At 50.2% G+C, this 24089-nt stretch carries 27 protein-coding genes and 3 tRNA genes; 16 read left to right on the top strand and 14 right to left on the bottom strand.

Translation table 11 applies throughout. The features are described 5' to 3' along the window. Positions 1-11: 11 nt before the first annotated feature. A complete protein-coding gene (locus tag A3K92_RS09250) occupies positions 12-983 on the top strand; it encodes a TIGR00269 family protein (protein WP_088885980.1) in 972 nt (323 codons plus the stop codon). A 15-nt stretch (positions 984-998) separates the two neighbouring features. After that, complete coding sequence (locus A3K92_RS09245) at positions 999-1196, top strand: TIGR04140 family protein (RefSeq protein WP_088885979.1); 198 nt, start codon at positions 999-1001, stop codon at positions 1194-1196. Here A3K92_RS09245 and A3K92_RS09240 read toward each other — a convergent pair whose 3' ends face one another. Continuing rightward, a complete protein-coding gene (locus A3K92_RS09240; RefSeq protein ID WP_088885978.1) occupies positions 1197-1940 on the bottom strand; it encodes a hypothetical protein in 744 nt (247 codons plus the stop codon). Positions 1941-2188: 248 nt separating this feature from the next. On the opposite strand from A3K92_RS09240, the gene A3K92_RS09660 reads away from it, so the two are divergent. Continuing rightward, complete coding sequence (locus tag A3K92_RS09660) at positions 2189-2539, top strand: hypothetical protein (protein ID WP_232460876.1); 351 nt, start codon at positions 2189-2191, stop codon at positions 2537-2539. Between the two features lie 274 nt (positions 2540-2813). Next, positions 2814-3059 (top strand): transcriptional regulator, encoded by a 246-nt coding sequence (locus tag A3K92_RS09230; RefSeq protein WP_088885977.1) that lies wholly within the window; start codon positions 2814-2816, stop codon positions 3057-3059. A 70-nt stretch (positions 3060-3129) separates the two neighbouring features. Here the strand turns inward: A3K92_RS09230 and A3K92_RS09225 are convergent, their stop codons facing one another. After that, positions 3130-3864 carry an RAD55 family ATPase gene (locus tag A3K92_RS09225; RefSeq protein WP_232460875.1) on the bottom strand — a complete coding sequence of 245 codons (735 nt, stop codon included), beginning with the start codon at positions 3862-3864 and terminating at the stop codon, positions 3130-3132. Between the two features lie 134 nt (positions 3865-3998). On the opposite strand from A3K92_RS09225, the gene A3K92_RS09220 reads away from it, so the two are divergent. The 3 genes from A3K92_RS09220 to A3K92_RS09210 are packed head-to-tail and all read left to right on the top strand — an operon-like array spanning position 3999 to position 6106. Next, positions 3999-4598, top strand: a complete 600-nt coding sequence (locus tag A3K92_RS09220) for a DUF257 family protein (RefSeq protein WP_088885975.1) — start codon at positions 3999-4001, stop codon at positions 4596-4598. Further along, positions 4595-5212 (top strand): DUF257 family protein, encoded by a 618-nt coding sequence (locus A3K92_RS09215; protein WP_088885974.1) that lies wholly within the window; start codon positions 4595-4597, stop codon positions 5210-5212. Before A3K92_RS09220 ends, A3K92_RS09215 begins: the two co-directional genes overlap by 4 nt. Positions 5213-5248: 36 nt before the next feature. Further along, a complete protein-coding gene (locus tag A3K92_RS09210; protein WP_088885973.1) occupies positions 5249-6106 on the top strand; it encodes a class I SAM-dependent methyltransferase in 858 nt (285 codons plus the stop codon). A 131-nt stretch (positions 6107-6237) separates the two neighbouring features. Here the strand turns inward: A3K92_RS09210 and A3K92_RS09205 are convergent, their stop codons facing one another. After that, positions 6238-8109 (bottom strand): alpha/beta hydrolase family protein, encoded by a 1872-nt coding sequence (locus A3K92_RS09205; protein ID WP_088885972.1) that lies wholly within the window; start codon positions 8107-8109, stop codon positions 6238-6240. 66 nt (positions 8110-8175) lie between these two features. On the opposite strand from A3K92_RS09205, the gene A3K92_RS09200 reads away from it, so the two are divergent. Then, entirely contained in the window at positions 8176-8502 is a 327-nt protein-coding gene (locus A3K92_RS09200; protein ID WP_088885971.1) for a hypothetical protein, read from the top strand. On the opposite strand, the gene A3K92_RS09195 is transcribed toward A3K92_RS09200, so the two are convergent. Then, positions 8470-9117: a serine/threonine protein kinase gene (locus A3K92_RS09195; protein ID WP_088885970.1), complete on the bottom strand. Its 648-nt coding sequence runs from the start codon at positions 9115-9117 to the stop codon at positions 8470-8472. The two genes, A3K92_RS09200 and A3K92_RS09195, sit on opposite strands and share 33 nt — an antisense overlap. Positions 9118-9170: 53 nt before the next feature. Between A3K92_RS09195 and A3K92_RS09190 the strand changes: the two genes are divergently transcribed. Continuing rightward, positions 9171-9398 carry an Lrp/AsnC family transcriptional regulator gene (locus tag A3K92_RS09190; protein ID WP_088885969.1) on the top strand — a complete coding sequence of 76 codons (228 nt, stop codon included), beginning with the start codon at positions 9171-9173 and terminating at the stop codon, positions 9396-9398. 49 nt (positions 9399-9447) lie between these two features. On the opposite strand, the gene A3K92_RS09185 is transcribed toward A3K92_RS09190, so the two are convergent. The 7 genes from A3K92_RS09185 to A3K92_RS09155 form a co-directional block, all read right to left on the bottom strand. Beyond that, complete coding sequence (locus A3K92_RS09185) at positions 9448-10122, bottom strand: TIGR00153 family protein (protein WP_088885968.1); 675 nt, start codon at positions 10120-10122, stop codon at positions 9448-9450. A gap of 4 nt (positions 10123-10126) precedes the next feature. Next, positions 10127-11338: an inorganic phosphate transporter gene (locus A3K92_RS09180; protein WP_088885967.1), complete on the bottom strand. Its 1212-nt coding sequence runs from the start codon at positions 11336-11338 to the stop codon at positions 10127-10129. A 106-nt stretch (positions 11339-11444) separates the two neighbouring features. After that, positions 11445-12392, bottom strand: coding sequence for a carbamate kinase (gene arcC, locus A3K92_RS09175; RefSeq protein ID WP_088885966.1), 948 nt, complete (start codon positions 12390-12392; stop codon positions 11445-11447). A gap of 125 nt (positions 12393-12517) precedes the next feature. Then, positions 12518-13780, bottom strand: a complete 1263-nt coding sequence (locus tag A3K92_RS09170) for a phytoene desaturase family protein (protein ID WP_088885965.1) — start codon at positions 13778-13780, stop codon at positions 12518-12520. Between the two features lie 60 nt (positions 13781-13840). Beyond that, complete coding sequence (gor, locus tag A3K92_RS09165; protein ID WP_088885964.1) at positions 13841-15799, bottom strand: glyceraldehyde-3-phosphate:ferredoxin oxidoreductase; 1959 nt, start codon at positions 15797-15799, stop codon at positions 13841-13843. Between the two features lie 152 nt (positions 15800-15951). Next, positions 15952-17079 carry a fructose-1,6-bisphosphate aldolase/phosphatase gene (gene fbp, locus A3K92_RS09160; protein WP_088885963.1) on the bottom strand — a complete coding sequence of 376 codons (1128 nt, stop codon included), beginning with the start codon at positions 17077-17079 and terminating at the stop codon, positions 15952-15954. 118 nt (positions 17080-17197) lie between these two features. After that, positions 17198-17434, bottom strand: a complete 237-nt coding sequence (locus A3K92_RS09155; RefSeq protein ID WP_088885962.1) for a hypothetical protein — start codon at positions 17432-17434, stop codon at positions 17198-17200. 103 nt (positions 17435-17537) lie between these two features. Between A3K92_RS09155 and A3K92_RS09150 the strand changes: the two genes are divergently transcribed. From A3K92_RS09150 to A3K92_RS09140, 3 genes are all read left to right on the top strand, one after another. Then, a tRNA-Trp gene (locus A3K92_RS09150) sits at positions 17538-17677 on the top strand. 68 nt (positions 17678-17745) lie between these two features. After that, positions 17746-17821, top strand: a tRNA-Gln gene (locus A3K92_RS09145). A 191-nt stretch (positions 17822-18012) separates the two neighbouring features. Beyond that, positions 18013-18762 carry a lipoate--protein ligase family protein gene (locus A3K92_RS09140; protein ID WP_088885961.1) on the top strand — a complete coding sequence of 250 codons (750 nt, stop codon included), beginning with the start codon at positions 18013-18015 and terminating at the stop codon, positions 18760-18762. Here the strand turns inward: A3K92_RS09140 and taw3 are convergent. Beyond that, on the bottom strand, positions 18759-19397 hold the full coding sequence (gene taw3, locus A3K92_RS09135; protein ID WP_088885960.1) for a tRNA(Phe) 7-((3-amino-3-carboxypropyl)-4-demethylwyosine(37)-N(4))-methyltransferase Taw3: 639 nt from the start codon (positions 19395-19397) through the stop codon (positions 18759-18761). The genes A3K92_RS09140 and taw3 overlap by 4 nt on opposite strands. A gap of 141 nt (positions 19398-19538) precedes the next feature. On the opposite strand from taw3, the gene A3K92_RS09130 reads away from it, so the two are divergent. Beyond that, a tRNA-His gene (locus A3K92_RS09130) sits at positions 19539-19615 on the top strand. Positions 19616-20441: 826 nt separating this feature from the next. Here the strand turns inward: A3K92_RS09130 and A3K92_RS09125 are convergent. Then, complete coding sequence (locus tag A3K92_RS09125) at positions 20442-20873, bottom strand: EVE domain-containing protein (RefSeq protein WP_088885959.1); 432 nt, start codon at positions 20871-20873, stop codon at positions 20442-20444. Between the two features lie 70 nt (positions 20874-20943). On the opposite strand from A3K92_RS09125, the gene A3K92_RS09120 reads away from it, so the two are divergent. From A3K92_RS09120 to A3K92_RS09110, 3 genes are all read left to right on the top strand, one after another. Next, positions 20944-21393: a plasmid mobilization protein gene (locus tag A3K92_RS09120; protein ID WP_088885958.1), complete on the top strand. Its 450-nt coding sequence runs from the start codon at positions 20944-20946 to the stop codon at positions 21391-21393. 79 nt (positions 21394-21472) lie between these two features. Beyond that, a complete protein-coding gene (locus tag A3K92_RS09115; protein ID WP_232460874.1) occupies positions 21473-22444 on the top strand; it encodes a DNA adenine methylase in 972 nt (323 codons plus the stop codon). Between the two features lie 26 nt (positions 22445-22470). Beyond that, on the top strand, positions 22471-23094 hold the full coding sequence (locus tag A3K92_RS09110) for a hypothetical protein (protein WP_157722458.1): 624 nt from the start codon (positions 22471-22473) through the stop codon (positions 23092-23094). Here A3K92_RS09110 and A3K92_RS09105 read toward each other — a convergent pair. Beyond that, the gene (locus tag A3K92_RS09105; protein ID WP_088885955.1) at positions 23091-24047 is read right to left on the bottom strand and encodes a DNA methyltransferase; all 957 of its coding nucleotides are present in this window, start codon (positions 24045-24047) and stop codon (positions 23091-23093) included. The genes A3K92_RS09110 and A3K92_RS09105 overlap by 4 nt on opposite strands. Positions 24048-24089: the final 42 nt, after the last annotated feature.

Raw genomic sequence — 24089 nt, 5'->3', positions numbered from 1 at the left:
GCGGTGAGGTAATGAAGTGCTCGAAGTGCGGAAGGCCGGCGGTTTATCACGCACGCTACACTGGTAGGTACTACTGCCACAAGCACTTCAACGAGATGGTTGAAAAGAAGTTCAAGGAAACGGTGAAAAAATACCGTCTCATAGAGAAGGGCGAGAGGATAGCCGCTGGCGTTTCTGGTGGAAAGGACAGCGTCGTTCTGATGCACCTATTAGCCAAGCTCCGCGAGAAGTTCCCCTTCGAGCTGGTTGCTATAACAATTGACGAGGGCATAGCCGGCTACAGGCCGGCAAGCGTCGAGATAGCGAAGAGAAACGCGAAGAAACTGGGAATAGAGCACAGAATTTATTCTTTCAAGGAATACATCGGCTTCACCCTCGACGAGACCGTTGAGGTAATGGGGAGCTTCGAGAGAGGCGAACGCGTTGGAGCTTGCTCCTACTGCGGCGTCTGGAGGCGCTGGCTCCTTAACTACGCGGCCAAAGACGTTGAAGCCGATAAGCTGGCAGTTGGACACAACCTCGACGATGAAGTCCAAATGTTCCTCATGAACATTCTGAGGGGCGATATAGCGAGACTCGGGAGAACCGGCCCCTACTACGAGGAGATTCATCCTGAGCTGGTCCCGAGAATTAAGCCCCTCCGTGAGATTCCCGAAAAGGAGATTGTTCTGTATGCTGTCCTGAACAACATTGAAGTCGATTTAAGCGAGTGCCCCTACGCTGTTGAGGCATTCAGGGCCGAGATAAGGGACTGGCTCAACGAGATGGAGGAGAGGCACCCGGGAACGAAGTACCAAATTCTGAGGAGCTACGACAAGCTCTTCCCTCTTATAGCAAAGACCTACACGAAGAAGACGAGCGAGCTCAACCGCTGTAAGATATGCGGCCAGCCGACAACCGGGGAGATATGCAAGGCCTGCCAGTTCCGCCTCCAGGTCGAGAGGAAGGCGAGGGAGAAGGGGCTGACCTTTAGGGTGGAGTGAAGAGAGGGTTTTCCGTTGAGAATCATCGAAACTCCAATTCCACTAAAAGAACTCAACGAAATCCGGGAGAGGAGCGGGGCAAAGGTTAGCCTGACACTCCTGGGAAGAACTGAGAGGAACGGCATACCCCTCAACCGGGTTCTGATACGAGGAGATCAAAAGGAGATAAAGCGCTTTATGGAGTTCCTCATGCGTTCAAGGGCAGGGGGCTAGTTATTCGATTATAACCCGCCCGTTCTCTATCCGGAAGCGGTAGCCGCCTTCTCTAGGCTTGAACTCCGGGAGAGTGGATTTCCTTAGGATCATCGTCTCCTTGATAGAATCCGAGGAGGAGCAGAACTCGATAACGTACTGGCTGTAGAGCGCTATCCACGATACCAGCTTATCTGATGCCCTCCCCCTATTAAGAAGAAGAATATTAATCGGTCGTTTCCTTTTCTCCTCCATTCTTGCCTTCTCTTTCAGCGCCATCAGGCTCTGGAAAAGTTTGATAGTACTCTCCTCTCCAAGAAGGAATGCCAGACCATCTACTGTTACGTCTATCCCTATGGGCCTTCTCTCATGGATCCTTTCCTCCAGAATCCTGCGGTAGAGGTGGAGGTATTTGGGGAGAAAAGTCGCGGAATCCAGTGTGGAGTCGGTGTAAACGTAATCCTCACCGTAGTCCAGTTTGTGAAAAGAGGAGAATACATCCACTATTGCCAGGTTCCCAGCCCTTCCCTCCTTTTCAACGTCGAAGTTCAGCATTCCAAGCTCCATCTTCAAGGGGGTGAGGGGGAGAACAGAGTCTAAGATGACCCCAAAGTCGCCCTCCGTGATTCTGTTTCTCAGGATTTCAAAGGCAAGCGCCCAGCCATTGGAGTAGGTGTCGTAAATTATGAGAAGGTTGCTGTCTTCGAGTAAGCCCCCACCAAGGGCCTCATCGAGAACGGGGATCCCGGTACTCAGGACTTCCATGCTATACCACCTTAAGTACTATAAACGCCAAGAGTATTTAACTTTAATCCCCAAAGTTATTCCAACGAGTGATTGAGCATGTCTAAATTCGTGAGGGCTTTTGTCTTGGCTGTTTGTCCTCATCAGGCTCCTTCTCCACCAAAGAAGCTCTCCAAAGCGCTCTACACATTCCCCAACTACAGGACGTTCTCTGAATTTCAGAGAAACTCTACGCTATAAATAGGGGAAGACTCTATCCTAAATTAGTGATGGGAATGGAAGAGGTAAAGGAACTCAAGGACGTGCTTGAGAGGATTGAGGGGAAGCTGATAGCGGTCGGAAAGATGTACGGTGCCAGGAACTTCGGGGCGTGGATCTCCGTAATGCTCTTCTACTACGTAATACTGGGACTGTTTGAGGTAAGCTGGCGCTTTAACTTAATCTACTGGCCAGTGGCTTTCGCTATAGCTATGACGTTCACGAGAAGGGTCTGGAAGAGGTTCAAGAGGCGTGGGAAAGTTACCGGAAGGGAAGTGGAGGTATTGAAAACTGGCACGATACTCATGGTGCTCTCGTGGACAGCGGGCACTGTCTTGGGTGGGTCATCGTTCCAAGGATAAACCTCGGCGTTATTCTAGATGCCAGCCTGGCGGTGGGCTTCCCAACCCATATAACGGTCTCAATATTCGGAATGTGGCTGGTGTTCGCCCGCTATGAGGAGGCAGAGTGTGAGATAGTCCCGGCCTTTTCTGCCGCCTGCGCTGGGAATACACCTGGCCATGGGGATGGAGAGCGGGGCAATAGCCTGGGCGGGCTTTCTCGTCGCGTTGGGCTTCTCGGCGACAGTCCTCTGGTACCTCTCCTCCGCCTTCAGAACAATCGAACGGTGATGGCATGGAAGCCATCAGGGAGCTAACAAAGAACCACGTCCTCGGAAATCCGACGAGGCTGGCCATTACGATCTATCTGCTGCCTAGGGGAAGGGGGCCCTTTAAAGACCTCCAGAAGGTTCTGGAAATAACACCGGGCAACCTCGATTCCCACCTCAAAGTCCTTGAAAAGGCAGGCTACATTAAAGTTTACAAGGTCATAACGGACAGGCCGAGATCCGCCGTCGAGATTACTGATGAGGAATATTAGAAACCAAGAAGTACCGGGGGCACTCAAAAGAGAAATATCAGAGACAGAATCCACAGATCAAACCAGTAGCTCACTTTATTAAAGGACTCTTATCCGGATAAACGACAAGACCCTTATTTGTAAATTCAGCTAGGTAGATGCCGTTTCCGTGTCTGGTTCGTCTCATCTTGAGTATCTGAAGACCCCTGACCATCTTCCCGCCCGAAAGGAAGTAGTGGAGCATTATTACTCCGCTAACCAGATAGTGCTCCTCAGTGTACCTATTGAGATCCGTCATCTCGGCTATGAGGAGTGTTGTAACCTCCATATCCTCAAGGCCTCTAACAAAACGGGCTAGTTCAGCTCTCTTTTCGGCAGGATTACCGATGGAAAACTCTATAGCAGTAACAGGATCTATAACGAGCCTTGAAACCTTATTCTCCTCAGCTATCTCCCTAAGCCTGAAAAGAACGCTTTTCCATGTTGGAACATGAGAGGACTCTCTCCACAGAACCGGACCCAGATCAAAGAGTAAGAGCTTCTTCGAGCCCACGTAGAACCTTATGGAGGGATCAAAACGTGTCATGTCCTTGACAACGTCATCCGGGTTGTGAACAAGGGAAGCGTAGGCCACGGTTTCACCGTTCTTTGCACCCTCCATGAGAAAGTGCATTCCCAGGGTTGTTTTTCCACTTCCGGGAGGGCCTGTAACCAAGTAAACTTTACCCCTTACGAGACCGCCTTCGATGAGATCGTCCAGACCCTTGACGCCGGTGGATATTCTCTCCTGTGAAGACAAATCCATGACAATACCTCCTATTGACATACAACAGGGCAATAAATAAACTTTTTTGTATACCTCTTAGCATATATAAAGTCTCATTACCTTCTTGAAGAAAGGTTTTCGAGGAGAAAAAGATAAAAGACCCAAAGACTAAAATTAGAGATCAGGAGAGGGTTATGATAAGGGACGTTTTGAAAAAAGTCGAAAGGTTCGGTGGAATAGTTCTAATCGAGTATTCCTCCCTAGACCACCCGGAGGTTGTGTTCAGGGAAGTCCTGGAATTCTGGAGGAAAATGGGGATCAGACCAATGATAGTGGACATAGGAGAAACACTAAACATCTTCGTGAAACAACTCGAGTTCGAAGGAGAGACTGTAGGGATAGACGATATACCCGTGATAAAAGAGCTTGGAAAGCTGAGACTCGGCAGAGTAATTGGAGAGGTCTCCGAGATAGAGGACTTTGAGTATCATATGGCAAAGTACGCCCAGGTAGCCAGAAAGGTTCCAAAGGAAAGCAGAAAACACACGATTGTCCTTGGAATGGAGAAGTTCGTGTTCAATTTCCTCGACGATCCTCCCAAGCTTGAAAGGTACTTCGAAAGGATAAACCGCAGATATCTGAAAAGCGAAGACCTCAGGGACGTTATCTTCCTCAACGTGTCCGTGGCTAGTGATTACCTCACAAAGAGCCTAGAGCAGGACAGTGACTACGTACTTCGCCTGAAGAGGGATACCCTTGAGGTAGTAAAGTCGCCGTGGGGTTGGGTCGAATGAAGTTCAGCGAGTATATAAAGACGATAACTCCTGGAGAAAGCGTTCTGATAGAGCACTCCGCAGTATCTCTTTATCCACTTTTGTTCTATCTCATTGGACAGGAAAAAGAATGGAAAAACATCCTAGTAATCGATGTATTGGACTCAGCCCTACCAGTATTCCGTCAGCTAAAGGCAGCAAACTTGGACGTCCCACTTGAAAAGCTGGACAGGGTAAAGGCAGGAGGGACCTCTGAATGGGGCAAAAAGATACTAGAAGTCGATCCTCACGAAGATCCGGGGATATTCATGACGCGTTTCCTCTCGAAGCTGACCAGATACTACCATGAGAACAAAGGCGTAACGACGTTTATCATTAACCCCGAGAGAGTAATCCCCCTACAGGACAACAAGCCCTCCTTCATCCTCTACCTTGCAAATACAGCAGCAGGATTCCTTGGAGATCCAAGCAGAACCACTTTTTACTTTGTTAACTTCGAAATTGCTAACAGAAAATACCTTGCACTCCTGGAGGAGTGCTTTACACGGGTCCTACGCATAAACGAGAGAGGGGAGATAAAAATACTCAAGTCAATTAATACAGACGAAGAAGGAAACATTCTTGAGCCAAAATAGCGAAGCATTTTTAACGTGCACCCCTCAGTGGATACCATGCAGGAAGCCTACTACCTAACGTTCAGGGAAGCGTGGATTCTTCTCAGCTCAAAGGGGATTGTAAAGCTTAACCTTGACCTCAGAAAAACCAACAGGACTCAGGAAGTTAAAACAACGGAGCAGGGGGTTATTTTCCCCGACGGAAGTTTGGTTGAGTGGGACATAATAAAAAAGATCGCAAAGGACAGCAAAACTGTTTATTTCGTTTCCCGGGGAGAAGTTTACAAGGCCGCAATAGCAGGAGAAAATGGCTTCTACAAGCTAGTACCCACGATTCCTCCGACGATAGAGATAAATGGGATAAGAATGCACAGAACGAAGGACGTAAATCCCCTCCAGGATACGAGGAACAAAGTTGACTCAGTAAAGCCAAAGGAAGGGGAAACTATTCTGGACACATGCATGGGGCTCGGCTATACCGCCATCGAAGCCTCAAAGAGGGGAGCCTACGTAATAACGATTGAGAAGGACCCCAACGTTATGGAGCTCGCCAGGATAAACCCCTGGAGCAGAGAACTGTTCAGTGGGGGAAAAATACAGGTGATCCAGGGAGACGCGTTCGAAGTCGTTAAGAAGTTCAGGGACGAAAGTTTTGATGCAATCATTCACGACCCTCCCCGCTTCTCTCTAGCCGGTCATTTGTATTCAGAAGAGTTTTACCATAAGCTGTTCAGGATTCTAAAGCCCGGGGGGAGGCTCTTCCACTACGTTGGCAATCCCGGAAAGAGGTACAGGAAAAAAGACCTCCAGAAAGGGGTTATGGAACGTCTAAGGAAGGTCGGTTTTGCTGGAGTCAAAAAGGTTGAGAAAGCGCTCGGAGTTGTTGCGAGAAAACCGGAAAAGGAAAGGGATTAGATGCCCCCGACTTCCTCCAACTCCTCGAAAGCCTCCAGATTCGTGTAGCAATCCATGAACTGGGCTATCTCCCTTCTGAGCTTGAAGCTCCTGGCTATCGCTATCGCAAAGCCTATTATCGACGGCCATCCTCACTCCTTTTTTCCATCCAGTATCTTCTCGACGTCAAAACCTTCCTCATATCTCTTCAGCTTTCTCTCAAAGAACTCAATGAAAAGCTTGTAGCGCTTTGAGCGGTGCTTTGGCTTGCCGCGGATACTGTGGCCATGAGCACCACGCCTGAATATCGCGATGTAGGCTTCCTTCCCCATGTCCCTGAGAACGTGGTAGAACATGAGGCTCTGGTCGAGCGGGCAGCGGTAGTCCTCAAGGCTGTGGATGAGCAGGATCGGAGCCTTAACGTTCTTCGCGTAGAAAAGCGGGCTTAGCTTTCTGTAGTTCTCGTTCTCCAGCGGGTTCGGGCCTATCACCTCCACGTCGTACCAGAGGCCTATGTCAGAGAACGCATGACTGGTGAGCCAGTAGCTTATTCCGTTCTCGCTTATCCCTGCCTTAAAGAGGTCGCTCTGCGTTAAGGCCCAGTTGGTCATGAAGCCGCCGTAGCTTATGCCCGTTATTCCAACCCTCTCGCGGTCTGCCTGCGGCTCGAGCTTGAAGAACTCCTCGATGCCGTTCATTATGTCCTGGAAGTCTTCTAAACCTGTTCTCTCAAGAACCCTGAGGGCAAAGTCCTCGTCATAGCCGTTGCTGCCGCGTGGATTCACGAAGACAACGTAGTAGCCTTTGCTCGCCATCAACTGCATCTCGTACTTGAAGTAATGGCCGTACATTCCCTTAGGCCCACCGTGGACGAAGACTATCACCGGGGCCTTCTCCTCTTCCTTCAGCTCGGGCTTGATGTACCAGCCGTCTATCTCTAGGTCAATGCTCTTGAAGCGGAAGTGCCTCGGCTCGAAGGTCTTCAGCTTGGCGAAGATAGGCCCGTTGTAGTCGGTCAGCTGTCTAAGCTCGCCGTCGTAAATGTAAAGCTCCCTCAGCCTCGTTGCGGTTTCGATTAAGGCAACGACCCTTCCGTCGTGAACGTCGAAGCCCATCACCCAGTGGTCGCCGGCCGTTATCTGCTTAACATCGCCGTCCCAGAGGTATAGGTTCACCCTTCCTGCATTCGCGAGCGTGAAGTAGACCTTTCCTCCGTCGAGCTTGGCCTGTCCGGTGTTGAGCGGCCCCTCGTAAACGGGCCTAAGCTCTCCATCCCAGAGGTAGAGCCAGTCGTGCTCGCTCATGAACCTCTTCTCCCTCTTTCCGCGGAGGAGGATAACCTTCCCATCGGAATCAACCGCCACAAAGGAAACGCGCTCGAAGAGCTTCTCCTCTTCCCCGTCCTTCCACAGGTAGATGTCCCAGAACTTGAAGAGGGCCGGCTTTGAACCCTCGCGGTGCGGGACGTTGACCACTATGGAATCGCCGTGCCAAAGGCCGGAACTGAAGCGGGGTTTTTCAAAGCTCTCTATGACCTCCTCGCTCTCCGTGTCGAGTATCCAGAAGGTTGTCTTCTCACCGTCGAAGAAGCCCATGCCGTCGAACCACGCCGGGACATCATCGTCAAAGACGAAGTCCTCATCATCACGCCTCTTGAAGCCGACGACAAGCAGTCTCCTAGAATCGTCGTTCCACTGGACTGAGCGGACGTTTTTGGCTGTGAGAACTTTCTTGGCGCTGAGAGTCTGAAGGTCAGCGACCCATATCTCACTTGCCTTCTTCTCCTCGTTGGGCCTCATGAAGGCGAGTTTTTTGCCGTCTGGAGAAATTCTGGGCATCGAGGCGTTCTCGACGAAGCGCCTAGCCCCGGTTTCGAGGTTCTCAACGACTATTGTGTTCTCATACTTGTCGTCGTCGAGATTTGCCTTCGTAAGAGTGTAGGCGACAAAGCTGCCCCTTATCCCCGGGTCGCCGAGGTAGGCGAACTTAGAAAAGGTCTTCTCATTCCATTCGATGTCGCTCATAACGCTATCACCTGTATGATGGAGAGACTTAAAAGTATTTAACGTTAACCCCGGGGAGGTGGCGAAATGAAAGAAACGACGGTGGTCGGGATAATATTCACGGCTGGGATATTAATCTCTGTGATCTTCAAAACTTACTATGGGGTGGTTTTTGCGGCCCTTGGCATTCCGGCTTATCTGGCCTACGTTGCCAGACACCAGAACATACTGGCAAAATCGAGGCTTTACGACAGGGATCTTTTCCTTATGATACTAATAGCCATCGGTGTGATACTCCTTTTCAACTACCTCTGGGATCCAAGGCTCGGCCTGATAACCCTTGCAATCGTAGTTCCGGTGCTGGCCCTTATAGCGGACAGGCTAAAGTCTGGAGAGAAACCTCAAAATTCCTGAGAGCCTTCCAGTTTTTTTGTATTCCCTCAGTTCATCTCTAAGTTCGTCAAGAAAATCACGATCAAGAGAAAACTTTTCCCTGACCCTCTTGGCTATTGAATTGTCCCCCAAAAACATCATCGCCATCGCCGAGGTAAGGTTCCTTGGCTTCCTCCAGCCGGCCTTCTCGAAATCGATAAAGTAAACGCGCTTCCCGATTATTATATGCTTTCCTCCCTGAATCTGGCCGTGATCTAACCCGAGCCTATCCAGAAGGGCTGTTTTGAGCGCTATCTCGATTATATGGGACTTCTCAAGATCGGCGTACAGAATGGGCTCGCCGGAAGCGAACTCCCGAACCATATAGTTCAGGCCTTTGAACACCCCGGTGAAAAGCAAAGGGGGTGTTATTCCAAACTTTGACACCACCCGTATCAGCTTTGCCTCCCTCTCAAAGTTGTTCCGGGGGGAATCTGGCCTTTGAAGCTTGACAACCACTTTTTTCTCCCCGAGGTTTCCGGTAAAAACCAGACTGGTGGTTCCCTTGGAGAAGGGGGTCAGCTCCCCTATCCCCAGTTCCTCCAGATGCTCCATGATGGCCTCTACTGTTGGTCTAGGTATCAGGTGCTCGAACATACGCCTCGATAAACTTAAATACCCCCGAGATAAAATAGTTTTGGTGATAGCCAATGGTGACGGCTTTTATTTTGATGGTTACTGCCGCTGGAAAGGAAAGGGAAGTCATGGAGAAGCTTCTGGCCATGCCCGAAGTCAAGGAGGCCTACGTCGTTTACGGAGAGTACGACCTCGTCGTTAAGGTCGAGACCGAGACCCTCAAGGACCTTGACCACTTCATAACCGAGAAGATAAGGCGCATGCCCGAGATCCAGATGACCTCGACGATGATAGCCATCTGAACCTCTCGTTCTTCCCCTTGCTATTCTTCCGGAAAGATTAGAAAAAAGCTCACTTGTTCATCATGAGCCTTATCCTCTCGGCCGCATCTTTTGCCTTGTCCGAGATGTTGCTGAGGGTTCTGGCTATGTTGAGGATGTAGAAACCGTCGCCCCAGCTCAGCTTGTCTGCCATCTCGAAGACCTTCTGCATTAGCTCGGTGTCAAGCCCGTCTATTTTGCTCTCAACACCCTCTATCTTGTGAATTATCTCGTACTCAGCCTTTATCTCGTTCTCCGAGAAGCCGCTCTCTATAACCCGATCCATCTGGACTATCGCCTTGTGGACGAGCTTTGCTGCCTTTATGCTCTCTGCCCCCATCCGGATTATTATATCCTTGATCTCAGCCGGAATCGTGCCGGGCTTCTTCACGAGGAGCCACTTGGCGGTGTCCTCGGCGGCGTCGGCCACCTTGTCCTGCATGTGGAGGTATATGAGGACGTCCTCTCTGGCTACGGCCATCATGAGCTTTGAGCTGAGCGAGTCGCGGATTTCCTCCTTTATCTTATCGGCGACATCCTCAAGCCTGTCCACCTCGACCGCTAACCTCTTCATTTCCTCGTAGTCTCCCCTCTCCCACGCCTGGAGGGCCTTCTCGAGGGTCTCAACCGTGTTGAGCACTACCTCGGAGTGCTTTATGAGCGGCTTAAATGGGCTCTTCGCGAAGAGCTTTGTCCAGACCTGCATGTTATCACCCCACGAGCATCAGGATTTTGAATATGGCCGCGCTGATCAAAGCGGCGACCGGGACGGTAACGAACCAGGAGATTATTATATCCCTAACGATGTCCTTGTTTATTGCCTTTACTCCCCTGGCGAGGCCGACGCCTATAACCGCCCCAACGACGACGTGAGTTGTGGATATTGGAAGGCCGAGCCAGCTTGAGACGAGAACGACGGTCGCGGCGGAGAACTGTATTGTGAACCCCCTCGTGTTGGTCAGTTCGGTTATCTTCTTCCCGACGGTCTCCATAACCTTGTACCCGTAGGTGGCCACGCCAATGGTTATTCCAAGACCGCCCATCGCCAGTATCCATCTGGGAACCGGCACCTGCATTCCGCTGAGGCCCATAGTGGCGACGGCGTAGACGGCCGCTACCGGCCCTATTGCATTCGCAACGTCGTTGGAACCGTGTGCCAGGGCAACGTAGCTTGAAGTCACGAGCTGGGCTTTCTTAAAGATGCTCTCGACGTTTATGAGGGGGTCTGCACTCCTGAAGCGGAGCTTTATCAAGAGGTATGTCACGATGAAAGTAACAACGCCCGCGGGGAGGCCGTACATCATCACGCCCGCCTTGAGGTCGCCCCCGTGGAGGACTTTGATGTAGAACATCGTTCCGATTACCACAAAGGCAAGGCCTATCCAGAACGGAGACCAGATACGGGCATTCCTAACCGGGTCTTTAGTTTCAAAAATGCTTCTAGTCATAGCTTTAAATATGAGGAATGCCATAAGGGCTCCGATAATGGGGGAAAGGATCCAGCTCAGGACAACCTGACCCATCTTGCCCCAGTTGACTATCGCTGTTCCCGCGTAGACGATTCCGTAGCCGACTATTCCCCCAATGATTGAATGGGTTGTTGAGACCGGAAGTCCGAACTTCGTCGCTATAACCAGCCATATCGTAGCAGCCAAGAGTGCTGCAGCAGAACCATAGATGAGAACGTTCGGATCGGTTATCATAGTTGGGTCGAGGATTCCCTTCCTTATTGTCTCGGTAACGCTCTTCCCGAAGAAGTAGGCACCTGTGAACTCCAGTATTCCCGCTATGATGACGGCCTGTTTCGGCGTTATCGCCTTCGCCCCAACGGCGGTGCTCATTGAGTTCGCGGCATCGTTGGCACCTATTGCCCAAGCCATGGCAAAACCCAGGACTATCGTTATCAGCAGCCATGGATCCATCCCGCTCACCAGAACTGGGTAATGAGTGCTCTATAAATATCTTGCCGCAGTAGAATATAGTTACGAATATAGGGAATATAGAGGCACATAGAAAATATAGTCCAGCTCAGCCTCTAACAACCTGCGTTCCAGTCTTTCCTTCCAGGGCTTCAACGGCCCTGTCTAAAGATGCTATGATAGCCCTCTCACCGCCCCACTCGATGAACCTTATGGCTGCTAAAACCTTTGGACCCATGCTGCCCTTCTTGAAGTGCCCTTCCTCATAATAGCGCCTCAGCTCCTCCACGGTGACCTCTCCAAGCCACTTCTCATCAGGCTTACCGAAGTTTATCGCTGCACCGTTCACATCGGTCAGAATCATGAATATATCGGCTTTTACCTCCTCGGCCAGCCTCTCGCCGGCCAGGTCCTTGTCTATAACGGCCTCGACGCCCCTGAGCTGGCCGTTCTCTTCTATTACTGGAACACCTCCGCCACCGCTGGCTATGACGATAAAGCCCTTCTCTACGAGGTCGACTATCACCGGCGCCTCGACGTGGCCCTTTGGATCGGGACTGGGGACAACTCTCCTCCATCCCCTCCCGGCATCCTCAATGACCGTCCAGCCCTTCTCCTTAGCGAGCTTCTTGGCGGTTTCCTCGTCGTAGAACGGACCGACTGGCTTGCTCGGGTTCTGGAAGGCGGGGTCGTCCTTGTCCACAAGGGTCTGAGTTACTATCGTCGCCACCGGCCTCTCAACTCCTCTCCTCCTCAGCTCGTTCGCTATCGCCTGCTGGATCATGTATCCTATCTGACCCTGTGTCATGGCCCCGGCAACGTCCATGGGCTGGGCCGGGATGCCATGAACCTGCTGGCCGGCGTCCATGTGAAGGAGAAGAGCGCCAACCTGCGGCCCGTTTCCGTGGGTGATGACGACCTCGTAGCCTTTCTCTATTATATCTGCTATCTGCTTAGCTGTTTTTCTCACGTTCTCCATTTGCTCCTCGTAGGTACCTTTTTGGCCTCGCTGAAGGATTGCGTTACCGCCAAGGGCTATGACCACTCTCTTTTTCATACCCCTCACCTCCGGGATGAACAATTCCGATTAGGAGCATAAAAACGTTCGTTAGGTGCCTGAGGTGTCCATTAGAAAAAGGTTCGATTTACCCATGCCCATATTTACAAAGGTAAAATAAAGGCTCAGAGATACCATTCCGAGAAACTGCCGAGACCGAGCCTTTCAAGGGTTCTCATCACTCCGAGGGCTATGCCATCAACCTCGATTCCGCCGGGGAGCTTGTAGGCGTCGCCGACGATGTAAACATCCCGAATCGGGAAGTCTTCCACAGTTTGTCCACTGGCGACCCTGTTTACGGGGTTTCCGTCGAGGTAAGTCTGGATTAGAAGGATTTCTCCCTCCTCGTCGAGGTTCGGGAAGATCTTGTAGATGTCCTCGATTCCCTTCCTCTGCTCGGCCCTGACGTTTCTGCTCTGGAGGGCGTGGTGGAGCATTATCAGTGTGTACCCCTCAGGGGCAAGCTCCGGGGAAATACTGGACGGCTCGTTGTAGCCGTTTATCCTCTCCGTGTCAAGGGTGAAGACGACGGTGTTCCCTATCCTCGGTTCGCCCTTTAGGGCGACGTTGTACTTTATACCCTCGCTCGGTCTAAGCGAGTCAACGCGCTTTAGGTAATCCCGGTCGAAGTTGTCCCTTCCTATGAGCTCGACGGTCTCCTTTATTCCAACGTTGGAAATCAGAATATCATAGGTGAATTCCTCGTTGTCGGCCGTGAAAACCCTCTTTTCCTCTGGGTCAATCTCGACGGCCTTCTTCCTCGTGAGGATTCTTCCACCGTTTTTCTCGGTGAGCCCCGCCAGCTCGCCAGTTACAGATTTACAGCCACCCTTAACGAGACCAGGTCCGCCCCATTTCAAAGCGGCCTTTATCTCCCTCGCTAGCTCTCCAGCGGGAACGTCAAGAATGCTGTCGGCCCAGCCGAGGAAGCTTTTGATGAAGAGATCAACGAACTCGTTGTCGCCGAGTTTCTCCCTTATCCACTCCCTCCCGCTCATCTCTGCCTCTTCGCCGGTTGGTAGTTTGTTTCTCTTTACATCCGCAAGAAGTTTCATCGCCCTGGCCCTCTCACGCCAGCTTAGATACTTCCAGCCGTCGCGGTAGTGGAAGGTCTTCCCCTCGTAGAAGATCATGCCCTTTGGGTCGGAGTTCACTATCGTGACGTTCGCACCGAGGAGCTTGAGAAGATAAGCTAAGGGCCCGTCCTCTCCGTGTGGAAGCATGTGGAATGCCCCGGTGGAGAGGCCAAAGCCTTTGTAGTTCAGATTTGTGAAGCGACCACCGATGTAAGGTGCCTTCTCGAGGACCGTAACTTCGTAGCCGCTCTTGGCGAGGAAGGAGGAAGTCAAAAGCCCTCCGATTCCAGAGCCTATGACCACTGCCCTCATTATACCACCTGAAAGACTGGAGAAGAGAGAATATAAAAGGGTATCGAGGGGCAGAATTGTTCAGAGCCTCCACTCAACCCCAAGCTCCCTGCTGTAGGCGTCGAGAACCTTTTCGAGGTATTCCTTGGCGGTGCCGACCTTGTCTATCTTAAAGCGCTCAGCCCAGCGCTCGTTTCCGAACTCCTCGCTTCCCCTGGCGACGAGGTCTATGACGCGCATGCTGTCCCAGAAGACCGGGGTGTAGCCTGCCTTTTTGGCAAACTCTATGAGCCTCTTTATCTGCTTCCTCGCATGCTCCTCCATGTCTACGTTCTCCCCATAGGCGTCCATGAAGAGCGCCTTAAGGACGGGCTTCATCCAGCCGCGGTGGAAGCGGCACCAGCCGATGTTGTCGTACCAGAACTCCCAGAGGGCGCTCGCTATGATCTTCTGGGCAAGCTCCTCCGGCTCAAGGAAGACGCCGAACTGGTAGAACGTCCAGTATCTTCCCTGTACCGGAAGCGGAATGTAGTTTCCGATGGCCCAGTACATCGTTGGAGTCATCTCACCGTCCTCACCGAGCGGTGTAAAGACTGCATAGTCCTTGAAGCTCTCCCCATACTTGAGCCTGTCCTTGAATTTCTCGTCGAGGATTACACTGGCTTTCCTCTTTCCGAGACCGAGTATCTTGGCTATCTCGTTTTCTGCGAAGGCAACGCGGTGGGCTAGCTCAGCGACCAGTTTAGCGTTCTTCTCGCTCGCCTCGACGGGTCTCTCAAGTAAGGCATCCTTCGTGAAGTCGGGCTTATCGCTTAGGCCGACTTCCTCTGGCTTGAGCAGTCCGCGGTGAACCAGCTCGAGAACCCAGGCGGTGGTTCCACCGAACTCTATCGCGTCAAAACCCATCGCATCTACTGCCGGAACGCTTATGTCGCTCGCGCGGAGGGTTATAACGCCGCTGAGCGGGCCGTTGGCTTCCCTCGGCTCGTACTCAATGTGGTGCCCGTTGGCGTACTTCTTACACACAACGGGACACGGTTCGCCGCAGTTCGTCCAGTTCTTGGTCTCTATGGCCTCTTTGTTAAAGGGCTCCCAGTAGTACTTCATTATGGCCTCGTGGATTTTTATGCGCTCCTCTTTGGGTATGTAAGGCATCTGCCAGTTCAGGATGGGAACGAAGTCGCCCTCAGCTGGGTAGTTCCCTCCAAAGGTTCCGCCCGTTTTCAGCTTAGGGTTGTACTTGTACTTGACGGTCTTCTCCGCTATGATGTCGTTGTAGGGCTTCTTGTGGATGCCCTCAACTATCTCCTTCGCCGTTCTGAACGATGAGATGTCCTCTCCCGGGAAGGCCCTCTTCCTAGGCTTTCCGCCGAAGATTATTCCGACGACGTTGTGGGCACGCAAGAGAACGGAGCCAGAGCCTCCTCTAGCGGCCCAGTCCTCGCTTCCCTCAACGCGCTTGCCCTTCCTGAGGGTCTGGGAGAATATGGCGCCATAATTGCTGTTGAGTGCGGCAGGCCCGACGACCGCTATCCTGTACTCGAAGTCGAAGCGCTCACCGAAGGTATCTATGAGGTACTGGGTGAGTGCATAGACACCTTCTTCGCCCTTATAACCCTTCCATATCTCGATGAGCCTCTCAAGTTCTATCTCGTGTAGCTCGACCCTCACGTTCTCGCCGTCGTTGTAGAGGATAACGACAACTGGCTTCTCAGCTTTGCCTTCGAAGGTAACGAAATCAACACCGACGTTCTTGAAGGCGTAAGCGGCTCCACCCATAGCCGATGGGAAGAGCGTTCCGTAGAGTGGTGAGCGGAAGAAGAACATGAGCCTGTGGGCTCCGGGTAAGATTGAGCCCGAGAAGGGTCCCATGCCCATTACGACGACGTTCTTCGGGTCATAGGGGTCTATGCTGTGAGTTTCGAGCTTCTCGTGGAGCTCAAGGCCGTAGTCTATGATACCGTAAACTCCATCCTTCTCGAAATTCTCACTCTCTACCTTTTTCTCGTCCAGCTTCAAATGAAGCACCGTGAACCTCATGCTCTCACCCCTTTGTATCACTCTGGGTGTTATGTCTTTTTTGAAGAATATTTAAGGCTTCCGCTCTAGCCTAGCGAATAGGGCGTAGGAATATAAAAACGTTGGTGATTAGAAAGATACACGGACAAAATGAACAAAAAGGAAATTGGATATCATTCGATGTCCTCAAACCTTTCTTCAAGCCTCTTAAGGACGCCCGGAAGGGTGGTGTACTCCATCTCCTCCAGAGGTAGACGGTGCGGCTCGAAGGGTCCGTGCCTGCGCATGTACTCTGTTATCTCCAGGGCCTTCTGCCTTGCGTACTCGAAGGCAGGGTCGTCGAATAGGTCAACCGGACCGACGAGCTCTCCCTTCGGGCTTATCTGCCAGCCGAGTGCTACGACCCTCGGCGGGCCGTCGAACCTGGTCGGGTTGGCGTCGCACATTGAAACGGGCATTATCGGGCCGTTGTGGCTCCCGCGCATCCAGCCGCTGACGAGGTGCGGGAAGGCGAAGGGCTCAAGGACTTCACCGAGGGCAGGAAGCCCGCTCTGGGCCCTGACTATCGCGACGGGATCGTCCTTGCCGACGTATTCTCCAGCGACCTCGTAGAGCTTCTCAGTGCTCACAACGGCAACGGGCTCGTCCTTTGGGAGCGGGTGACCCTCCTTTGGATAAACGCGCTTGATAACGTAGCGGCTCTTGGCACCGATGAGTGCCAGTAGGTCGTAGAGCTCCTCGGGCGTGTTGAGGATGACGCGCTTGTGCTTAAGGATGTCCCAGACTTCGAACCTGAAGCCCATGTGCATCTTGGGGTCAATGACCAGTCCGGCCGTGTTGAACGGGTCTGCAAACATCCTGAATATGGGCAGATTGAAGGCACCTGGTTCCGTCTTGTCCATGTGGAAGGTGACTACGGGCTCGCTCTTTCTAAGGGTGAACTCCATCTCGGCAACACCCGGTCCAAGTCCGCGGACGTTTCCGCTGAACGCGTCCTTGAGAAGGTCCTGACCGGCTCCGTAGAGTCCGAGCTCTTTCGCAACTTCAGTGGCAGCTTTAAAGGCATCCCAAGCGAGACCATGAATCTCGGGACTGTCAACGCCCTTTTTGTGAGTCATTATGAGCTGAAGGTCATCGCCGGCGTAGGCAACGTAGAAGTCCATTATCGTTCCTTCCTCTTTGGCCTTGCTGAGGATTTCCTCTGCAGTCTCTATAAGCTGAGGATGAACCCTGGAGTGTCCCGGCCAGCCGCCGATGTCCGCTTTGATAACGCTAAGTGTGATCTTCTCACCAACTGCCATGGCAACCACCGTAACCATGACCACTTTTATGCTTATAAAACGTTAATATCACCGTCGATGATACACAAAAAGAAGTCAAAAATTCGGGTATTCTAATCGAACGGGAAAAATGAAAGGATTACTCGCAGATGTCGACCCAGCCGAACTTCTCCTTGGCGACCTTGATGAGGTTCTTAAGCTCGTCCTTCTTGATGTTGACACTTGAGCTCGCACCAACGAGGGCTATAATGCCGTGAACTTCTTCCTGAACCTGAATAACGTCGTCATGAACCTTAACAACCCTGAGCTCCCTCCTAGCCGTCTCCTCCTCGCTTATCCTGAACTTGTCTTTTCCAATAACTATCGGCTCCTCCATAGTAACCACCTCAGAATATTTTTATAAGTCGAAGTTAATAAAACTTCCGACAATCGACAATCATAAAACTTATAAACCTCTCAAAGCTAAGCTAAAACCGGATGGGGGCGTGGTGTAGCCTGGTCCATCATCGCGGGCTCCAGAGGTATGAGGACTTGCGGGTTTGCTGAGCGGGGATGAGCCTTTGGAGCTCTGACCCGGAGAAACCCGCGGACCGGGGTTCAAATCCCCGCGCCCCCACCATCGATTGTCCTTTCTCCTGAAGACCCAACCTAAATTTTATAAGATAAAGGTCGCTCCTTCTACCGGGCAGCCCCGTGGTGTAGCGGCCAAGCATGCGGGACTTTGGATCCCGCGACCCGGGTTCGAATCCCGGCGGGGCTACCAGAAAACCCGCGATCTCCAAAACACCCTCTATTTTTACAATTTTACTTCGGATGACATAGGTTCTTCGGGAAACGCAAAAAAGAACAAAAGCTCAGTGGTGACCGCTCTCCTCATCGTTTCCTCGGAAGGGCTTGGGCGTCATCATCGCTGGGCTTAAAAACTCCAGATGCCTTTTAACCCTGGTGGTCCCAATGAGGTTCATCCCACTCATAGTTGCCAGGCCAGAGGTCCAGATGGCCATAGACGAGGCCATAATGATCGCTAGAATCGAAGGAAAGGTTCCCGACACCGTAAGGCTTTACGCTTTCAGCCCAAGTTCAGTAACCATAGGGCGCTTTCAGAGCGTGAGGCACGACGTGAACCTTGAAGAGGCGAGGAAGCTTGGTATTCCTGTGGTACGAAGGATTACAGGAGGCGGAAGCGTCTTCCACGACGAGTTCGGCGAGATAACCTACTCGGTTGTCATCGGTGAGGACTTTCACCCCTTCCTCAGGAACGTCGAGAGCAGCTACCGTTATTTGGCCGGCCCACTGGTCGATGCCCTGAAGGAACTCGGCCTTGAAGCGGGTTTTTCCGGCCTGAACGACGTCATAGCGAACGGAAAGAAGATCAGCGGCTCGGCTCAGACCAGGAGAAAAGGAGTGATTTTACAGCACGGAACCTTCATGTACTCTACGAGGGTAGAGATTCTCGGAACGGTTCTGAGGGTTTCGAAGGAAAAGCTCAGAGACAAAGGGATATCAAGTATATGGGAGCGCGTTACAACGCTGGAGCGAGAGGGGATAAAGCTCAACCGCTGGGAGGCCTACGAGCTGCTCAAGCAAAGCTTCTTCAATGCCTTTCCGCTGGAGGAAGGAGAGCTCACCGACTACGAGCTTGAGCTGGCCGAAAAGCTGGTTGAGGAGAGATACGGAAACCCGCAGTGGAACGAGATGCGCTAGGGAATTCTCCAGTTCTTTTCTATTTCAAAATCCCTAACAAGCTCGTAGAACAGCCCATCTTCGCCAACCTCTTCCCTCAGCTTTCTGAAGTTCTCCCCTAGCCGCGGGAGTCTTCCTTTCGAGCGTTTCAGCATGGAGTTGCCGACCTCGATGGCGAAGCGAAGGTAGTCATCACTCACGAGCACTTTTCCGTCCTTCCCGAGGGGTGCCGTCAGGTACTCGGTGGCGTTTATCTCGACGAGGTAGCGGTTGGAGATGACCTTAAATGTCGTGTACTTGAAGCCGCTGGTCAATCCGATCTCATGGAGCTTCTTGGCCCGTTCTATGTCTTCGGCAACAACGTGGAATATCGGCGGCTGGCTTTTAAGGAATATTAGACCGTTCTTCGCGTCTTTGAGGGCCTCTTTGGCTTCTTCAAATTCGATGGGCCTGTGGACCTTTACCAGCCACCGGGAGAGGGGCTTCGCCCCAAGGGCCGGCTCCTCGATTATGTCTATCCTTCCCGAGCAGGAGCTTGTGGTGTAAATCCCCTTGATGGAGTTGATGAGCAGGAGCAGTTCTATTATGTCCTCGTCCACCTTTCCATCTTTCATCGCGGTGAACAGGCTTTTGAGGGCCTCTCGCTTTGCTTTCATCCCAAAACACCTCACCAGCTGTTTTTGGGCTAAATTTCAGTTCTAACACCTTTTCTTGCCACATAACGACTTACCGGGGCGTTTTTCTGGATTTCTGGCGAAAACTTTATAAAGCTAACCCAAAAGCTTAAGCTGGACATGGCCGGGGTGGTGTAGCCTGGTTAGCACAGGGGACTGTGGATCCCCTAGCCCGGGTTCAAATCCCGGCCCCGGCCCCATAATTCTAACAAACTTCGCCTTCACGACGTTGAAGCGAAGCTTCAACGCACGGGACAATAGTCCCATTGAGTTTGATCAAGGTTCGTGGTTCTTTTTTGAGACGCCAAAGCACAAAGAATTCCTTTTTACGAGCCATTTGGGATTGGAATTCCCTTAGTACTGCTCTTCTTAGGGAGCTCTTCTCCTTTGAAGCCCTTTGGGCGTCGGTTAAAATTGAGCTCTACTTAAAACGAGAATTAGCAAAGAGTGAAATTCAAATTCACTCCGGCATTTTCGATGGAATTCCTCTTAAGCTACCTGCTTGAGAGGAACCACGAACTTTGATGAAACTTTTCGCCAGAAAAGTTTCCTATACTCTCAAACCCCCAAAGTGGGGCTTCGCCCCACGAACCCCGCTTTCCTATAAGACCTGGGAAACTACGTTTCCCCACCTTCCTTAGTTCCTTAATCATCTGGGCGGCTAACGCCCCCACGCCCCCAGAAACTTTGCCTGTGCAAAGCGCTGGCGGAAAGTTGTTGACTGTTTTTAAAGCCCCATTAACGATTGTACGTGCTTTTTGCAGTCTTTACCCTCAGTGGCTTTCGCTCTAAACCCGTTTTTGATAGTGGTTCACTTTCAATGGCGCCCAAAGGGCGCAGGGGGGAAGAAACCCGAGAATATTGACCCATTCACCAAGAAAGCCCTCTAAAAATCTCCCAAATTATGAAACACGTACAACCAGTTTTGAAGCAATTAACCAGTCTGAAACTTTTGGTTAAGCTTTACACACGCAAATTTGAGTAACAACCCTCAAAAAATTCGAGATTGTTATTAAAAACGAAAAATCAAAGCAGGCTTTCAATCAGCTTATAATCTTCCTCGGGAATTTCCCTCATGGCTTTGCCCATCAGGTGGCCACTCCACTTCTTCTTGTTCGTGATGAACTTCAGCTTTGGAATGAGCGGCTTGAAGTCGAGCTCGCCGAGCTTTAGGGGCTTGATCTTTATCCTTAGCGAGTAGGTCTCGTTTAGGTGAGGAGGACTCTTGAAGATTCTGCTTGAGTCTGTGTAAGGCTCGCTAACAACCTCAAAGATGCCCACGATCTTTGGTTCGAGAATTTCCTTATCCTTCCGCTCCTGCTTGACGTAAAAGACGAGTTTATCTCCGGGCTTGACTTTGGCGATAGTGTTTTTGTGCCTCTTCGCAACTCCCCAGACGTTCTTTTTCTTAACAACCTCCCAATTGTCGCGATTAGTGATGCATAGCCAGTAGGCCATAGGAGTTCACCAACTTTATTAAGCATCATTCTTAAAAAGATTTTGTGTTGCACTGTATTTGGTGAAATCCATGTTCGAACAAGTTATAAGTAGACTCCTGGAAATACGCGCCCCCACCACCCGTAAACTTAAAATCCCTCTCGCAGGAATTAAGGCTTTTGAAGTGGTTTCAAACTATAATGGGATTTTGGATGAGACCGTTGCTGTTGAACTGGCTGTAAATGAGTTTGCCAGACACTCCGAAGGGGATCCTCAAGCGGTCTCTGATTTTAAGAAAATTCTTGTCAGAGAATTTTCAGGGGTAACTAACGCCAAACTACTCAAGAAAAAAGCTAAGGCCCTCAAAGAAATATGGGAAATTGAAGCTAGAACGTTGGCTGCCAAAAACAAACGGAATAAGTGGTTGTCAATACGCGTTACGGAGGAGGAGTATGAGTCGATTTCTAAACAGGCACAGGAGGAGGGGTTGGACATATCTAACTACATTAGAAAGAGACTGGGCCTGGAGTATAGGTCGTGAATATTATGTTGCACCAAAAATTTTATATTTATGTTGCACGTAATTTTATCGAATGCCTTATTAGGGCATGACCTAACTAATGGATAGGAGGAGGTACTCGATGGCAGAACCCATCCTTAAGTGGGCTGGAGGAAAGAGACAGATACTCCATGAAATCGTTGCATTAATGCCAGAAGACTTTAGAAATAGAACATTCCATGAGCCGTTTTTTGGCGGCGGTGCGGTTACTTTTTGGATGGAGCCCAAGAAGGGGACTATAAACGACATAAATCCCAAACTCATAAACTTTTATGTTGTCGTCAGAGACCATGTTGACGAACTAATTGAAGATGCAAAGAGGCACAAAAACGAGAAGGAGTACTTCTACAAGGCTCGTGCTGAGTTTAATGAGATAGTCAGAAACGGATTTGAGATTCCAAATATCAGACTCGCGAGCCTGCTTTTATACTTAAATAAAACTGCCTTCAACGGATTGTACCGGGAGAACAGAAAAGGGGAGTTCAACGTTCCATTTGGCAGATATAAAAACCCTAAGATAGTGGATGAAGAACGACTCAGAAAGGCCAGTGAAGTTTTGAGAAATCTAGAGATTTACAACGAAGACTTCACTTATATCCTAAAAGTCGCCAAGCCAGGGGATCTGGTTTATTTTGATCCTCCTTATCACCCGGTTTCAGAAACTGCCAGTTTTACTAGCTATTCAAAAGAAGACTTCAGCAAAGAAGACCAGGAGCGCCTTAGAGATGTGTGTCTTGAGCTCCATGAGAGAGGAGTCTACTTCATCCTGAGCAACTCCTATGTAAAGCCAGTTCGTGAGCTGTATGAGGGGATAGAGGAGTTTGAAGTACTCAAGATCTACGCAAAGAGGCCAATAAACTCAAAAGCTGACCGTAGAGGTGAAGTGCCAGAGATGCTTGTTACAAATGTTCCCACAGAATTACGAGTGGGTCGTGAAAGAGCAAAGCTTCTCGTAAACAACGGTAGATCAAGGACTTTGGTAGCCCCTAAGTCGCTTGTTGAATATTTAACTATCGCAGAGCGATCTACTTAAAAAGTTCCACCATCTTTTAACATTTGGTGAAGTTCGTGAAGATAGATGATGTTTTTGAGATAGTCCAAAATTTAAAACCTGCAGAAATAAAGGAGACCCAAAAGATCCGCAGGGTCATTAAAGAAGGGGGAAGGGCCTTGTTATATTCTGGCTCCAATGGAACCAAGGTCTACGTTGTCAGAACAGACAGAATATGCCCTGGAGATTTTAAAGTAGTTCTCCATCCTAAGGGGAGAAAAGAATTTGCTCCGACACATGTCAGGTTGTTCTTTGACCTTTACCTTAAACGGATAAGTGATGAAGAGCATGCAAAGACTGTATTTTTGGCATTTGAACGAATTAATCATGGAGAGGACATAAGTGAAGTTCTAGAAGACGTTCGGAGCATGACTTTCTCGATGGAACTTGATCCCTCTGATGTGACAGTTTTCTATGGCTCGTTATTAATGGCTGAGCAGGATTGGAATTACGGTAGTCGGGGATGTAAAGAAAGCAAACTTGATCCTCCCCGAGAGTTTCTTATGCGGTTCATACGATGGATCGCACAGAGTGAATACGGTGATATAGACAAAATAATAACAACTGCCGTCCGAAATAGACCAGCACCGAAAAGATATGGTATCTCTCTATTTGAGCTTTGGAGAAGTTAAACCATCATACTTTCTTGGAATTTTTTGATTTCCTCTTTTTCTCCCGGTTTTCTAAACACGAACAAATGTTCATGTGCAATCAGATAAAAGTCCCTCTTCCATGTTTTCCATGGTTCTGTACCCCTCATATGATGCTGAACCTTGATAATATCCTCCTTTAATATAAATCCAGCTTCCAAAAACACTTTCATGACTCTGAAGGCTATAGGAACGTAATGTCGGTGACGTCTAGTGTCTCCCATTAAAATAGCCGCGTATTTTCCGGGTTTTAGTACCCTATAGAACTCTTCAGCAACTTTTTTCATTTCTGAAACAAACTCATCTATTGATCTAACGTTGGAGAGATCACCCTCCACAAGAGAACGTGCTCCTTTTGTGTATCCGATGATATTAGCATAAGGGGGGTGGGTAGCTATTAGGTCTATGCTTTCGTCTTCAATTTTGTCTAAGTTTCTTGCATCACCGTGATAGAGACGAATTTGAGGTTCCACCCACTCAATGCTCTCTTTTAGTCCGAGGTAGGGGCTTAACGTAGGCTGTGAATCCTTGCGGGGATCATACTCAAAATTCAAGCGATCCCATGCAACCATTAAAGCCTCATAATTTATGTCAACACCAATCCCGTGTCGCCCTAGGAGTTTGCACTCTATCAGCGTCGTTCCGCTTCCCAAGAACGCATCTAGAACAATATCTCCCGGCTTTGTGTACTGCAATATTAGATTTCGTGGAACTTGCGGGGCCCAATTTCCTCTGTATCTCGCATTTGCATGATGAGTTGCCCATTTTCCACGTTCAGGGAAGCTCCATACTGTCGTTGTCTCAAGCTTGAAGTTTTGAGGCTGAAACGTTTTGATTGGGATGGGTCTTCCAATCTCTATTCTTTGATCCTCTATAATAACGTGATCGTGTTTTTTAATGAATTCTAAATATTCCTCGAACGGAACTTCTCTCATGTTAGCTCCCCCATTGTTGTAGTTTGAAAAGGATTCTTATAA

It is taken from the genome of Thermococcus gorgonarius, assembly GCF_002214385.1.
GTDB classification, from domain to species: domain Archaea; phylum Methanobacteriota_B; class Thermococci; order Thermococcales; family Thermococcaceae; genus Thermococcus; species Thermococcus gorgonarius.
Note: the sequence above shows the minus strand (reverse complement) of the source record. Positions and strands in the feature narration are given on the sequence as shown.